At 70.5% G+C, this 13,383-nt stretch carries 13 protein-coding genes; 7 read left to right on the top strand and 6 right to left on the bottom strand.

Going from position 1 to position 13,383, the window contains the following annotated elements; genetic code table 11:
* Positions 1-11: 11 nt before the first annotated feature.
* Positions 12-1,208 (bottom strand): cysteine desulfurase-like protein, encoded by a 1,197-nt coding sequence (locus tag ABD908_RS13160; RefSeq protein ID WP_344996335.1) that lies wholly within the window; start codon positions 1,206-1,208, stop codon positions 12-14.
* Between the two features lie 133 nt (positions 1,209-1,341).
* On the opposite strand from ABD908_RS13160, the gene ABD908_RS13155 reads away from it, so the two are divergent.
* From ABD908_RS13155 to glfT1, 4 genes are all read left to right on the top strand, one after another.
* The gene (locus ABD908_RS13155) at positions 1,342-1,824 is read left to right on the top strand and encodes a bacterial proteasome activator family protein (protein ID WP_344996332.1); all 483 of its coding nucleotides are present in this window, start codon (positions 1,342-1,344) and stop codon (positions 1,822-1,824) included.
* Positions 1,825-1,888: 64 nt separating this feature from the next.
* Positions 1,889-2,743 carry a galactan export ABC transporter permease subunit Wzm/RfbD gene (gene wzm / locus ABD908_RS13150; protein WP_344996329.1) on the top strand — a complete coding sequence of 285 codons (855 nt, stop codon included), beginning with the start codon at positions 1,889-1,891 and terminating at the stop codon, positions 2,741-2,743.
* A gap of 1 nt (position 2,744) precedes the next feature.
* Entirely contained in the window at positions 2,745-3,557 is an 813-nt protein-coding gene (gene wzt, locus ABD908_RS13145) for a galactan export ABC transporter ATP-binding subunit Wzt/RfbE (protein WP_344996327.1), read from the top strand.
* Positions 3,554-4,456, top strand: a complete 903-nt coding sequence (gene glfT1, locus ABD908_RS13140) for a galactofuranosyltransferase GlfT1 (RefSeq protein WP_344996324.1) — start codon at positions 3,554-3,556, stop codon at positions 4,454-4,456. Before wzt ends, glfT1 begins: the two co-directional genes overlap by 4 nt.
* A gap of 76 nt (positions 4,457-4,532) precedes the next feature.
* Here the strand turns inward: glfT1 and ABD908_RS13135 are convergent, their stop codons facing one another.
* The 5 genes from ABD908_RS13135 to ABD908_RS13115 form a co-directional block, all read right to left on the bottom strand.
* A complete protein-coding gene (locus tag ABD908_RS13135) occupies positions 4,533-5,390 on the bottom strand; it encodes an endonuclease domain-containing protein (RefSeq protein WP_344996321.1) in 858 nt (285 codons plus the stop codon).
* A gap of 116 nt (positions 5,391-5,506) precedes the next feature.
* A complete protein-coding gene (locus ABD908_RS13130; protein WP_344996318.1) occupies positions 5,507-7,102 on the bottom strand; it encodes a glycosyltransferase family 39 protein in 1,596 nt (531 codons plus the stop codon).
* The gene (locus ABD908_RS13125) at positions 7,099-8,907 is read right to left on the bottom strand and encodes a glycosyltransferase (protein ID WP_344996315.1); all 1,809 of its coding nucleotides are present in this window, start codon (positions 8,905-8,907) and stop codon (positions 7,099-7,101) included. Before ABD908_RS13125 ends, ABD908_RS13130 begins: the two co-directional genes overlap by 4 nt.
* A 10-nt stretch (positions 8,908-8,917) precedes the next feature.
* Entirely contained in the window at positions 8,918-9,343 is a 426-nt protein-coding gene (locus tag ABD908_RS13120; RefSeq protein ID WP_344996312.1) for a GtrA family protein, read from the bottom strand.
* A gap of 42 nt (positions 9,344-9,385) precedes the next feature.
* Positions 9,386-9,847 (bottom strand): PNPOx family protein, encoded by a 462-nt coding sequence (locus ABD908_RS13115; RefSeq protein WP_344996310.1) that lies wholly within the window; start codon positions 9,845-9,847, stop codon positions 9,386-9,388.
* A gap of 146 nt (positions 9,848-9,993) precedes the next feature.
* Here ABD908_RS13115 and ABD908_RS13110 point away from each other — a divergent pair, with 146 nt between their 5' ends.
* Genes ABD908_RS13110 through glmS form a run of 3 tightly spaced genes read left to right on the top strand, consistent with a single transcriptional unit; the run spans position 9,994 to position 13,347 of the window.
* Positions 9,994-11,220 carry a hypothetical protein gene (locus tag ABD908_RS13110; RefSeq protein ID WP_344996307.1) on the top strand — a complete coding sequence of 409 codons (1,227 nt, stop codon included), beginning with the start codon at positions 9,994-9,996 and terminating at the stop codon, positions 11,218-11,220.
* Positions 11,221-11,252: 32 nt separating this feature from the next.
* Entirely contained in the window at positions 11,253-11,513 is a 261-nt protein-coding gene (locus tag ABD908_RS13105; RefSeq protein ID WP_344996304.1) for a hypothetical protein, read from the top strand.
* Positions 11,514-11,532: 19 nt separating this feature from the next.
* A complete protein-coding gene (gene glmS / locus ABD908_RS13100) occupies positions 11,533-13,347 on the top strand; it encodes a glutamine--fructose-6-phosphate transaminase (isomerizing) (RefSeq protein WP_344996301.1) in 1,815 nt (604 codons plus the stop codon).
* The last annotated feature ends 36 nt before the right edge of the window (positions 13,348-13,383 follow it).

Raw genomic sequence — 13,383 nt, 5'->3', positions numbered from 1 at the left:
GCGGCCCGGGACTACCCCAGCGAGCCGAGCGCCCGGATCAGCTGGTCGACGTCGTACGGCGTCGAGTAGGCACTCAGCCCGACGGTGACGGCGCCCCCGAAGTCCGGCACGCCGACGCTGTCGAAGAACCGGCTGGGCTGGTCGCCCAACGCGCAGATACCGTTGTCGGCGAGCCGCTGGACCACCTTGCGCGCAGGCACTCCGGGAACGGTGAACGACACCGTCGGGACACGCCGTTCCGGCGCGCCGATGAGCGAGACCTGCGGCGCGGACGCCAGGGACTCGAGTAGGTACAACAGCAGCTTCTGCTGGTACTCGCGCACCGAGTACATCGATTGCTCGAGCCGCTCACGCCGGGTGCCGGACGAGGTCTCATCGAGCCCGGCGAGGTGGTCGATCGACGCGACCAGCCCGGCCAGCATGGCGTACTGGTGCTCGCCCATCTCGAGTCGCTCGACGCCTCTGGCGGTGGGGTCGACGCTGGTCGGCCGCAGCCGATCGATGAGGGCCGGGTCGCGGAACGCGAGCGCCGCGTACTGGGGGCCGCCCCACCGATTCGCGGACACCACCACCACATCGGCACCGAGTGCCTGGATGTCGACCAGCTCGTACGGCGCAGCGCTGGTCGCGTCCACCACCAGCAACGCGCCCACGGCGTGCGCGGCCTGCGCAGCCGCGGCCACATCGATCGTGGTGCCGATGGTCGACGATGCGAGGGTGACGGCGATCAGCGATGTCGCGGACGTGGTGAGCTGCTCGAACTGCCAGCCCGGCACCTCGCCGGTCTCGATGTCGGCCTCGGCCCATTTGACGGTGGCCCCCACCCGGTCGGCGAGACGCAGCCACGGCGTCTGGTTGGCCTCGTCGTCGAGCTTGCACAGGACCACACCCGACCCCAGCCACACCCGGGCGCTCATCGCCTCGGCGAGTGTGCCCAGCAGCCGGTCGCGGCTCGGTCCGAGCACGACACCGTCGGGCTGCCCGCCGACGAGGTCGGCGACCGCCTGGCGCGCCGCGGCGACGATGGTCCGTGTGTGCGCGGCGGCCGGGTACCCGCCCGACGGTGCCGCGACGAACCCGCGGAAAGCGCTTGCGACGGCCGACGCGACGGTGCCGGGGATCTGCGCCCCGGCCTGCGGATCGAAATAGATCCATCCGTCGCCGAGCGCGGGGAAGAGGCCCCGCACTCGGGCAACATCGAAAGTCATGCTCATGACCTTAACCGCTGCCCCGTCCGGGACCCGCTGGCTTGGATCCGTCGTCGCGCTCACTGCAACGGACCATACACCCGGCCTCGGACAACCCCGCCGCGTCTACCGACTCGTGGGTAACAATGGTTTCATGACCGAGCGCGACGACATCGAGATCATCCCGGCCCACGACAGCGATTCCGCCGGCGAGCAGGGGGGATCCGACGACATCCACGCGATGGTCGAGCAGCCCGCGAAGGTCATGCGGATCGGCACGATGATCAAGCAGCTGCTCGAGGAGGTCCGCGCGGCCCCGCTCGACGATGCCAGCCGCACCCGTCTGCGGGACATCCACCGCAGCTCCGTCAAGGAGCTCGAGGACGGGCTCTCGCCGGAGCTGCAGGCGGAGCTGGAACGCCTCGCGCTGCCGTTCTCGGACGATGCGACACCGTCGGACGCGGAACTGCGCATCGCGCAGGCCCAGCTGGTGGGCTGGCTCGAGGGACTGTTCCACGGGATCCAGACGACCCTGTTCGCACAGCAGATGGCGGCCCGCGCGCAGCTCGAGCAGATGCGCCAGGGGGCGCTGCCACCGTCGATGTCGCGCGGCGAGGGACACGGCCAGTACCTGTGACCCCTCCGCTGGTCGGCACCACTGGCGCTCCTGCCACCCCCGGCCAGCGGTAGGCTCTCGCTTCGTGTCCGTCACCATCCCCTCGCCTGCCTCACCGCCGGTGTCCGACTCGCGCACGTTCGCACGCGCCGTTCAGGACCTGCGCGACGGCTTCGGGCACCGAGAGCTGTGGCTCGAACTCGGCTGGCAGGACATCAAGCAGCGCTATCGCCGGTCGGTGATCGGCCCGTTCTGGATCACGATCGCCACGGGCGTGATGGCGGCGGCGCTCGGCCTGCTGTGGTCGGTGCTGCTCAACGCCAACCTGCGGGTCCTGCTCCCGCAGGTCACGGTCGGTCTGATCATGTGGAACTTCATCCAGAGCTCGATCCTGGACGGTTCCGAGGTGTTCATCAAGAACGAGGGCCTGATCAAGCAGCTGCCCTCCCCGCTGTCGGTGCACGTCTATCGGCTGGTGTGGCGGCAGGTCCTGTTCCTGTTGCACAACATCGCCATCTACGTGGTGGTGATCCTGATCTTCCCGCCGCCGCACTGGACGCTCTCGATGCTGCTGGCCTTCCCCGCGCTCGGTCTGCTGATCCTCAACTCGGGATGGGTGTCGATGTTCTTCGGCATCCTGGCGACCCGCTACCGCGATATCGCGCCGCTGCTCGTCGCTCTGACCCAGCTGCTGTTCTACGCGACGCCGGTGGTGTGGTCGCTGGACACGGTTCCCAAGTCGCATGGGAACTCGGAGCGCGCGCGGATCGTCGAGATCAATCCGCTGTATCACTACCTGGAGATCGTCCGGGCACCGATGATCGGCAGGGAGCAGCACCTCTACCACTGGCTGATCGTGATCGGCTGCACCATGGTCGGATGGGCTGCGACCCTACTGCTGATGAAGCAGTACCGTTCCCGAGTCGCGTATTGGGTGTGAGATGACCGTTTCGATCAACACCTACGACGCCTGCGTCGACTTCCCGATCTTCGACGCGAAGTCGCGGTCCATCAAGAAGGCCGTGCTGGGCAAGGCCGGCGGCCGGCTCGCCTCCAACGACCACAAGGTGGTCGTCGTGGAGGCGCTCAAGAACATCAACATGCACCTCGTCGAGGGCGACCGGATCGGTCTGGTCGGGCACAACGGCGCCGGGAAGTCCACGCTGCTGCGACTGCTGGCCGGCATCTACGAACCGACCCGCGGCTCTGCGGTGGTGAGCGGCCGGGTCGCGCCCGTGTTCGACCTTGGCGTGGGCATGGACCCCGAGATCTCCGGCTTCGAGAACATCGTGATCCGCGGCCTGTTCCTCGGACAGAGCCGCAAGGCCATGCAGCGCAAGATGGACGAGATCGCCGACTTCACCGAGCTCGGCGACTACCTCTCGATGCCCCTGCGCACCTACTCGACAGGTATGCGGATCCGGCTCGCGCTGGGCGTGGTCACCTCCATCGACCCGGAGATCCTGCTGCTCGACGAAGGCATCGGGGCCGTGGACGCCGAGTTCCTGCGCAAGGCGCGGGTGCGCCTGCAGGAATTGGTGGCCCGTTCCGGAATCCTGGTGTTCGCCTCCCACTCGAACGAGTTCCTGGCCCAGCTGTGTGACCGGTCCGTATGGATCGACCACGGCGAGGTCCGGATGGACGGCGACATCGAGGAGGTCGTCACGGCCTACGAGGGCGAGGACGCGGGCCGGCGCGTGCGGTTGGTGCTCGACAAGATGGAGCGCGAGAACGCGGAGGGCGACCGGAAGTGAGTCCCTGCATCGTCGCCGTCGTGGTCACCCACAACCGGCCCGAGTTGCTCACCGCGTCGCTCACTGCGGTGGCCGGACAGTCACGGCCGGTGGATCACCTGGTCGTGGTGGACAACGCCGATCAACCGGCGGTGCGGGACATCGTCGACTCGCAGCCGGTGCCCACCACCTACATCGGGTCGAAGTACAACCTGGGTGGCGCCGGCGGGTTCGCACTCGGCATCCTCCATGCGCTGGCCCTCGGCGCCGACTGGGTGTGGCTGGCGGACGACGACGGCCGCCCCGACGGGCCCGAGGTGCTGGGCACGCTCCTCGACTGCGCGACCCGGCACGGCCTCGCCGAGGTGTCGCCGGTGGTCGCCGACATCGACGACCCCGACGTGCTGGCGTTCCCCTTGCGGCGCGGCCTGGTGTGGCGGCGTCGGCGCAGCGAGCTGGCGCAGCCCGACGACCCCGACTCCGACCTGCTTCCGGGCATCGCGTCGCTGTTCAACGGCGCGTTGTTCTCGGCCGACTGTGTGGCGGCGGTGGGCGTGCCCGACCTGCGGCTGTTCATCCGCGGCGACGAGGTGGAGGTCCACCGACGACTAGCCCGGTCGGGGCTTCCCTTCGGCACCTGCCTGACCACGGCGTACCTGCATCCCAACGGCTCGGACGAGTTCAAGCCGATCCTCGGCGGCCGGATGCACACGCAGTACCCGGACAACGAGACCAAGCGATACTTCACCTACCGCAACCGCGGGTACGTGCAGTCCCAGCCGGGACAGCGGAAGCTGATCCCCCAGGAGTACGCCCGCTTCGGCTGGTTCTTCCTGGTGCAGCGCCGCGACCCGGGGGGCTTCCGGGATTGGCTGCGGCTGCGCGCCCTGGGTCGCCGGGAGCGATTCACTCGGCCGTAGCGGGTGCTACCCGGCGACGTCTCCGTAACCGGACCCTGCCAGCGTCTCCGGCCGAATAGTCGGCCTCGCGGCCGCCTCAGAGTCGGTTTGCGGAGGTTCCGAGGACGATCGACGGCGGCCTCATGTGATCCCCGCGCCGGATCATCGCCAGGATGTCCTGCACGACCTCGTCCCAGCTGTACACGACGTCGTGATAGGTCAGCCGAAGCGGCTCGAACCCCAGCACCCGCAGCTTGCGGTCACGCGTCCGGTCCGAGTGGAACCGGTCGCGGTGGGGCTCTTCCCCGTCCACCTCGATCACCAGCCTCCGCCCCACCAGCAGGTCGACGAGGCCGACGCCCGCGATCGGCACCTGGACACTCAGCCTGATGCCCCTCGCGCGCAACCGGAGCCTGGTCATGGTCTCCGTCCCGGAGTCTGCTCGGCCGTCGCATCGTGTCCACAGGTTCTTGTGCGCATGCGGAGAGTCGCTCAACACATCCCGCACGTCGCACTGCTCGAGCATCCCCTTGTTCACCATCGAATCGAGGATCACGATGAGGTCCTCCTCGCCCACGTGGTTCGCCGCCGCGGCGACCGCGACGGCCGCGGTATCGACCGCGCCGACGAGCGGCGGATCCGCCCGGTACGGCTTGCACCCGCGGGCGCCGGCCGACCGTGCAGCCTTCGGGAACCGCACGTGCCTCCCCCGCGCCCCCGGCGGGATCCACACGCCGCGCCGCTCGAGCGCGGCGACGCAGCTGAGCACGCCACCGGCCGAAACCGCCGATACCACAGACGAATCCGCGGAAGAATGCGCGTACCACCCCCGCCGCAGTCGCCGCCAGTCCGCGCCGTGCGCCTTCATCTGGTCATAGCTGTATCCGAGGCTCTTGAACTGCGCCGCCGACACCACGCCCCCGTGATCGGCGAGGAGCCTCCCCAACTCCTCCATTCGGACATCTCACCCGATTCTCGACGGCCGTAGGGAGGATTTCCGGAGATCGACCCCACGAGCACCGCCGGGCCGATAATCGACGTCCCAGCGGTGTCGGAGTCGTCTTGCGGAGATCAGCGCCAGTAGGTGTGTCGGGTGTGGGGGAGGGCCTGCGGATCGGGGCCGACTGCGGGCGGCGGCCGCTCGAGGTGCACCACCTGCAGGATATGGAACTGCTCCTGGTGCACCACCGCGAGGCCGCCGTCATCGAGCGACATCTGCATGTCCGAGCCCATGAACTGGAACGGCCGGAAGGTCCAGATCAGGTTGCCGTTCTCCCGGTGCCGGGCGTCGTCGATGCGGTCGGCATCCGCGAGTACCCATGCGGCGGTGCAGTTCTGAGCCGCCCACGCCGCCCACTGGTTGACCCCCTTCGCCCGGTCCCACAGCACGCCGTCGGTGCGTCGGTCACCGTCTGAGCCGATGTCGCGGAGCCCTACGAAGTCCCCCGGCAGCCCCTCGTACGCGATCCGCAGCGACGTGGTGGACCAACTGGGCTGCACCTGGAACAGCACGCAGTCGCCGGGTCGGGCATGGTCGCGGATATACCGCGCGGCATAGCTGAAGTCGCTGCCCCCGGGCTTCGACAGCGGCGACCGCTGCCACAGGTAGCCGGGCACGGCGCACACCGCGAGAACCACCAGGAGCACCGCAACGCCCACCCGGCCCGGCATCCGCAGGCGCGCGGCACCATCGGCCACCACCCGGACGCAGACCGCGAGAGCCAGCACCACCCCCGGCACCGTGCACACGAGGTAGCGCCCCACATACATCGGCGAGATCGTCGACACCCCCACCACGAGAAGCACCGGCACCCACGCCACCGGCAGCGCCCAGTGCAGCACCGCCGCCCACCGCCGCCACCCCCCGCGCCACAGCAGCAGCCCGGCCACCGCAACCAGCGCCCACGCCGCCGCCGCGAACGCCCAGGAATGATCGAACCACTGGTCCACCAGGATGTTCTGCGGCAGCATCCAGCCCGGCCACTCCAGCCAGTCGACCTGCCCCTTCTCCGTCGCGGCGAGCCCGATCACCGGCGACAGCACGGCCAGCGGGACGACGGTGGCGATCAGCGCGGGACGGGCGGCGCACCACCGCATTCCACGCTCGGCGCCCCAGGCCAGCGGCACCAGTGCGGCGGCCGCCGCGAGGGCGGTGTACAGGAACAGTCCCACCGCCAGCGTCACGGTGAGCCCGTAGAGCAGCCACCGTCGGCGGGACGGACGCTGCGCGGCGACGTGGCCCGCGATCAGCATGCCCGTGGTGGCGGCGATCACCCACGCATAGGAGCGCGCCTCGACTCCCGCCCACGTGACCCGGGGCAGCAGGATCGCGATCACCGCCGCAACGACGGCGAACCCCGGCCCGCCCAACCGTCGCGCGAGCACGTACATCAGCGCGACCGCCACGCCCACACCGATGCTGGAGAACACGCGCAGCGACAGTTCCCCCAGGCCGAACGTGCCCGCCCACAACGCCGCCGCGTAGTAGTACAGCCCGTGGACGACATCGATGTCGCCCAGCATCCGCCACAGCTCGCCCGGCGACCGGTCGATCGCGGATACCGTGGCCAGCTCGTCGAACCAGAACGAGGGCCGGTTCGCGTGCCATACCGACACCAGCAGCCCCAGCAGCCCGAAGAGCGTCGGCGGGGCGAGCCGGCGGATCATCGATCGGTGCCGTACAGCCGATCCCAGTTCGCGGTGGCGGTCAGCTCGGCCGCGGCCGCGCGGTAGGTCTCGCGTAGTTCGGGCGCCCGGTTGCGCAACTCCCGGGTGAGCGCCAACGCGCGCTTGCCGAGTCGGACGGCCGTCGCCCGGTCCCGGCGCCGGCGGTGCACGCCGCCCTGGCCGGCGTCGGTGACGGCGGCGTCGGCGAACCGCGCGACGTGCCACCACTGCGCATCGTGCGCGGGCACGGCCACCGGCCGCGGGTCTACGCGCCCCAGCAGCTGAGCCGCCACCCGCTTGACGAGCACCGAATCGAGCCGGTCCACCGCAGGTTCCGGTGGCGCGGGTTCGATCTCGGTGTGAGGGTTCATCTCGGCGGAGAACTCGCCCGCCGCGAGGACGACGGTGTCGGGATAGCCGGCGCGCAGCCGCGCGACATCGGCCAGCCGGCCGCAGCCGCCATCGCGCAGCACCCCGGGCCCGGCGAGGAAGTCCTCGACGGCGAGCAGCTTGGTGGCGGCGAGGCCGTACTGCATCGCGGCGATGGTCTGCGCGACGTCCCGCAGCAGCAACGCGGCGTAGTGCGGGCCGTCGAACGGCGTGTGCAACGCCGCGACGATCAACCCGTTGCGCGACGCGAAGTAGCGGGACCAGCTGTCCCGGTCCTTGCGGTGGAAGTCCTGGTGCCACACCGCGGCTCCCGGCAGAGTGACGGTGGGGAACCCGGCGCCGCGGGCGCGCACCGCGAACTCGATGTCGTCCCACTGCAGGAAGATCGGCAGCGGCAGCCCCACCTCGGCGATCGCCTCGCCCGGGATCAGGCACGTCCACCAGCCGTTCCAGCCAGCGTCGACGTACCGGTCCTGCCGGTGCTCGCGCACGTCCGCGCCGACCAGCGCCCCGGGGGAGGGATGTCCGGCCCGCAGTACGCCGATCGCCGGGCGCTCGGCCGAGAGGTGCAGGCGCGCAGGCTCACTCATCGAGAGCATCTGCGCGCCCACCAGCACGCGCCGCACGGCGTGCGCCGAGAACGCCGCGAGGCGCAGCACCGACTCGGGCTCGAGCCGGATGTCGTCGTCCATCACCACGACATCCACCGGTCCGTCGCCGCGAGTGGCCTCTCGCATTCCCCGCGAGAAGCCGCCCGCCCCACCGAGGTTCGGCTGCCGAAGCTCGACCAGCCGGTCCCCCAGCACCGCCCTGGCCGCGGCGGACGCCGGGCGGGACGAGGCGAGGTCGCTCCCCTGGTCGGTGACGTAGACGGTGTCGACCTGCGCGACGAGGTCGGCGTCCGCGGCGAGCGCCCCGACGGTGGCGGCGCAGTCGTCGGCGCGGTCGAAGGTGCAGATCGCGACGGCCAGCCGGCGCGGGGCGGCCGCCGGGGCAGTCCACCGCACGCCGGACACCGTCGCGCGGTCGGTAGCGGACAGGCGCAGCCACACCGCGCCACCGTCGGCGAACCGGTCGAGGGGCACCTCGAGCGCGACAGGGCCCGCAGCCGCCCGCGTCGCGACGGTCCACTCGCGCCCCAGCGCGTCGGAAGCGACGACGGTGACGGTCACGTCACCGTCGACCTCGAGCGCGACGGTCACGGTCCCGACCCGCGTCCAGCGCTGCCAGTACGCGGCCGGGAACCGCCCGAAGTACGTGTCCGTGGATACGACACTGCCGGGTTCGAGGGTCAGCGAATCACGCTCGCGGGTGGCCCGCCCGGTCTCGACGGTGGCGTACAGCTCCGCCGGCACCGTCGGGTCGGCGTGCGCGAACAGGCCGCGCTGAAGCACGTCGGTGGCGGGGCTCGGCATCACGTGGCCCCTAGATCATCGTGAAGATGACGACCCGCTGCACCACGAAGTTGATGACGGTGGCGGTGCCCTGCGCGAGCACGTATGCGACGAGCCAGTGCAGCGTGTTGCCGGGCCAGGCGTGCAGGACGCCGAGGAAGATGCCCTCCTGCACGATGAAGGTGACCAGGTAGAGGGCCCACACCGCGGCGAGCCGACGGTGGCTGGGCGCCGCCTGGAACGTGTGCCGCCGGTTGAGCCAGTACGCGGTGGCGGTGCCCACGACGAAGCCGACCGCCTTGGCGTAGAACTCCCCGACGCCGAGTCCCTTCCCGAGCCCCAGGGTGAGGCCGAAGTCGATGACGCCGCAGAGCCCGCCGATGAGGACGAAGAGCACGATCTGCTTGTGCAGCGCGTGCTGGGTCGCACTCTCCTGCGAGTCCGGGGCTGTAGTCACGCGGAACAGGGTACCGCCGCCGCGGCGCCGGACCAGGATCCGTCAGCGCAGCGCGAGCACGAACACCCGGGCGCCGCCCTCGAACGCCCTGTGGAGGGCGGCGGGATCAGGCTCGCCGGACGGGCCGAAGCCGATGTCGTTGAACGTGGCGAAGTTGCGGTTGGCCTTGGCTATCACGCCGTACAGCTCGGTCACGCCGGCCTCATCGGACACCACACGGACGTCCGCGGTGCGGCGCTTCCCGAGCAGGTCGATCTCGACGGGATCGCCGGTGCGCAGGTTGCGCCCCCACGCGAACGGGGTCCCGACCAGCAGCGCGCCGTCGTGTCGCGTGTACGCGACGGGGAGGTCGTAGTGCCGCCCCGTCTTCCGGCCGACCACGTGGATCGTCAGCAGGTACCTGCCGATCCCCTTCGACACGAACGGCGCGCGCAGCGCCACCCGGATCACGGAGTTCATCACATTCTGCAGCGGCATCGTCTGTGCCGTCCCGGCCCGACTCATATCACGACGCTAGCGACACGCCGGACGGATTGCACGCGCTGTTCCGCCGGTTCTCGCCCGCGGTCCGCTAGGGTGCCTCACCAACCCCTATCATCAGCATCTTCTCAGGTAGCGCGTTACGCCTGTTACTCATGTAGCTTTGTGATGTGGCGACGACAGATCTGCACCCGAAGTCCCTGGTCACCCGCCTGCTGCGCGGCGGATGGTCGGCCAGTGGCACCGCGCTCGTGGCCGTGTTCGTCGCCCTCGTGGTCGGCTCCGGCGCCTACCTCGCGGTCGCCCTGAGCAACCCGACGCCGGTCACCGACAAGTCGTACAGCGACCTCATCGCCGCGCGCCGGGCGGTCGATCAGTCCCGGTCGATGTTCGGCCTGCTGTCCACCGCCGCGACCAACGCCACCGGCGGCGTCGGCGACATGGCGAAGGCCGTCCCCCAGATCTTCGACGCCGTCGACGCGGCGCGCACCGGCGCGCAGCAGGCCCTCGACGGGCTCGATTCGGCGCCGTCGGCCTCGGCCGCCGCGAGCCGCGTCGCCGGGTCGACCGCGGGGATCGACTCCGCGTTGAGCCAGGTGCAGGGGCTGGGCCAGTACGGCCAGACGATCCAGCAGGCCGCCACGCAGGCGACGCAGTCGCTGCGCAGCGCGCACATCCCCGGTCTCGCGAAGGTGGAGCCGCAGCTGAGCCGGATCGACACCGCGGCCGGTAGCGTCGCGTCGGTCGCCGGCCAGGCCGGCGGGCTGCGCACGACCCTGGCGAACATGAACGCCCAGCTGGCGAACACGGCGGCGTCGCTGGACTCGTCGCTGGCCTCGGCGCGTGACTCCGCGCGCAAGCTGCGCGACGGCCTGGCCAAGATCTCCGCGACCCGCGCACAGGCGACCACCGCCACCAACGACCTGGTGACCGGCCTCGGCCAGCTCAAGGCCGTTCTGGGGTCGATCGACGAGCAGTTGGCGACGGCGCAGCAGCAGCTGCCGCCGGTGCCGAAGGACCCGGCCGCCGAAGAGAAGGCGCTGCAGAAGGAGGCGGCGAAGAAGAACACGCACCCGCTGCCCATCGCGCTGGGGGCGGCCGCCCTCGCGGGTCTGCTGACGTACGGCATCGGCTCACTGGCCGGCGCCCGCTCGACCCGCGACCTGCTGCGGTCCTTCGTCCCCAACCCGCTCAAGGGCCTCGCCGCCGACCACACCGGCGCGCACGCGGCGCCCGAGGACGACCAGCAGACCCGTACCGTCGACCGCCTGTTCATCCCCGCCGAGACCGGCACCACCATGGTCTTCGACACCGACCCGGCCCTCTCGGTCGACGAGATCCGGAACGCCGCGCAGACCAAGATCACAAAACCTGCCCGACATCGGGCAGGAAGTTGACATAGCTCCGTCATCCGGGCAACATTCGCCGGGTGCCGGAGCCCGAACTCGTCGACCACGTCGCGCGCTCGACGGGGCTGTCCCCCGCCGAGGCCGCGCGGGTGATCGATGACGTCACGGCGTACTACCGCGAGACGGTGGACGAGTTCGTGCGAAGGCGGCATCGGGACCTCCACCAGCGTGGCCGGCGCAACGCCGAGATCTACGCGGAGGTCGCGGGCGAACTGGCCGACCGGCTGTTCGCGGCGCCCCCCCTGTCCGAGCGGCAGCTGCGGCGTCTGATCTACACCTGAGCGAGGAGACCAGAAGCGTATGTGCGGAATCGTCGGCTACATCGGCGGCCAGGCGGCCACCCCGATCCTGATCGACGGCCTCACCCAGCTGGAGTACCGCGGTTACGACTCCGCGGGCATCGCTGTGATCGGGCCGTCCGGAGCACGTCGCGTGCGCAGCGTCGGTCGCGTACGCGACCTCGAGGCGACGCTGCCCAAACGCCTCGCGGGCAAGGTGGGCATCGGGCACACCCGCTGGGCCACGCACGGCGCACCATCGGAGGCGAACGCGCACCCGCAGGCCGACGCCTCCCAGCGCGTGTTCGTGGTGCACAACGGGATCATCGACAACGCCCGGGCCCTGCGCGCGGGACTCGAGGCCGACGGTGTCGAGCTCACCTCCGACACCGACACCGAGGCCATCGCCCATCTGATCGCCCGCACCGCGGCCGACACTCTGGAGGAGGCGGTGCTCGCGACCGTCGCCCGCCTGACGGGAACCTACGCGCTCGCGGTGCTCGACACCGCGCACCCCGACCGGATCGTGGTCGCCCGCAACGGCTCCCCCCTGATCATCGGTATCGGTGACCACGAGATGTTCATCGCCTCGGACGTCTCGGCCGTGGTGCGGCACACCACCCAGGTGGTCCACCTCGACGACGGCGAGTGCGCCACCGTGACCGCCGGCGGCTTCCACCTGTTCACCGCCGACGCCGACCACGTGGGCAAGACCGCGACCACCGTCGAGATGACCGCCGCTGAGCTCGAGCTGGGAAACCACCGGCACTTCATGCTCAAGGAGATCCTCGAACAGCCGTACTCTCTGGAGCGCATGCTCACCGGCCGGCTCGATGAGCGCTTCGCCACCGCCCGCCTGGACGGCCTGAACCTGGATCCCCAGGCGCTACGCCGGTTCAAGCGCGTCAAGATCCTCGGCTGCGGCTCGGCCTACTACATGGGCCAGCTGGGTGCGCAGCTCATCGAGGAACTCGCCCGCGTGCCTGCGGACGCCGAGCCCGCCAGCGAGTTCCGTTACCGGAACCCGCTGATCGAGCCCGACACCCTGTACGTGGCTGTGAGCCAGTCGGGCGAGACCGCCGACACCGCGTTCGCCGTGCAGGAGGTCAAGCGCAAGGGCGGCACGATCGTCGGCCTGGTCAACGTGGTCGGCTCCACAATCGCCCGCGAGGTCAGCGGCGGGGTGTACCTGCACGCGGGCCCCGAGGTCGCGGTGGCGTCCACCAAGGCCAACACCCATATGGCCGTCGGATTCGCGCTGCTCGCGCTGGCCCTGGGCCGGGTGCGCGACCTGTCGATCACCGACGGCACGCGGATCGTCAAGGCGCTCAAGGAGCTTCCGCGGCAGATCGGCGAGATCGTGGCCGACGGCGACAAGGTGGTCGAGGCCGCGGAGCTGCTGGCCACGGCGCCGAGCCTGTTCTTCATCGGCCGCGTGCGCGGGTACCCGACAGCGCGCGAGGGGGCGCAGAAGTTCAAGGAGATCAGCTACCGGCACGCCGAGGCGTACCAGACCTCGGAGCTCAAGCACGGCCCGCTCGCGCTGATCAGCCCCGAGCTGCCCACGGTGGCCATCGTCCCCGACGACGAGCTGCTGGACCGGAACATCGGTGCCCTGCACGAGATCTCGGCGCGCGGCGGCGAGATCGTGGCGATCACCCACCACGGCGTCGAGGTGGATGCGCGCCTGGTGATCCGGGTACCCAAGACCGAGCCCGAGCTCGACCCGATCCTGCTGATGATCCCCACCCAGCTGCTCGCCTATCACGCTGCGCTCGCGCTGGGCGAGAACATCGACAAGCCGCGCAACCTGGCCAAGTCGGTCACCGTCGAGTAGCGCCGGGCCGTCCGCGGTTCCGGCAACGCCACGACA

This window comes from Tsukamurella soli (assembly GCF_039541155.1).
GTDB classification, from domain to species: Bacteria; Actinomycetota; Actinomycetes; order Mycobacteriales; family Mycobacteriaceae; genus Tsukamurella; species Tsukamurella soli.
The sequence above is the reverse complement of the archived record's forward strand: the minus strand, read 5'-3'. Positions and strand labels throughout refer to the sequence as shown.

Bases quoted from the DNA above. Each gene is read 5' to 3' on its own strand.
- glmS (WP_344996301.1), top strand. From the start codon at position 11,533: ATGTGCGGAATCGTCGGCTACATCGGCGGCCAGGCGGCCACCCCGATC.
- ABD908_RS13155 (WP_344996332.1), top strand. From the start codon at position 1,342: ATGACCGAGCGCGACGACATCGAGATCATCCCGGCCCACGACAGCGAT.
- ABD908_RS13115 (WP_344996310.1), bottom strand. From the start codon at position 9,847: ATGAGTCGGGCCGGGACGGCACAGACGATGCCGCTGCAGAATGTGATG.
- wzt (WP_344996327.1), top strand. From the start codon at position 2,745: ATGACCGTTTCGATCAACACCTACGACGCCTGCGTCGACTTCCCGATC.
- ABD908_RS13160 (WP_344996335.1), bottom strand. From the start codon at position 1,208: ATGACTTTCGATGTTGCCCGAGTGCGGGGCCTCTTCCCCGCGCTCGGC.
- ABD908_RS13135 (WP_344996321.1), bottom strand. From the start codon at position 5,390: ATGGAGGAGTTGGGGAGGCTCCTCGCCGATCACGGGGGCGTGGTGTCG.
- ABD908_RS13125 (WP_344996315.1), bottom strand. From the start codon at position 8,907: ATGCCGAGCCCCGCCACCGACGTGCTTCAGCGCGGCCTGTTCGCGCAC.
- ABD908_RS13130 (WP_344996318.1), bottom strand. From the start codon at position 7,102: ATGATCCGCCGGCTCGCCCCGCCGACGCTCTTCGGGCTGCTGGGGCTG.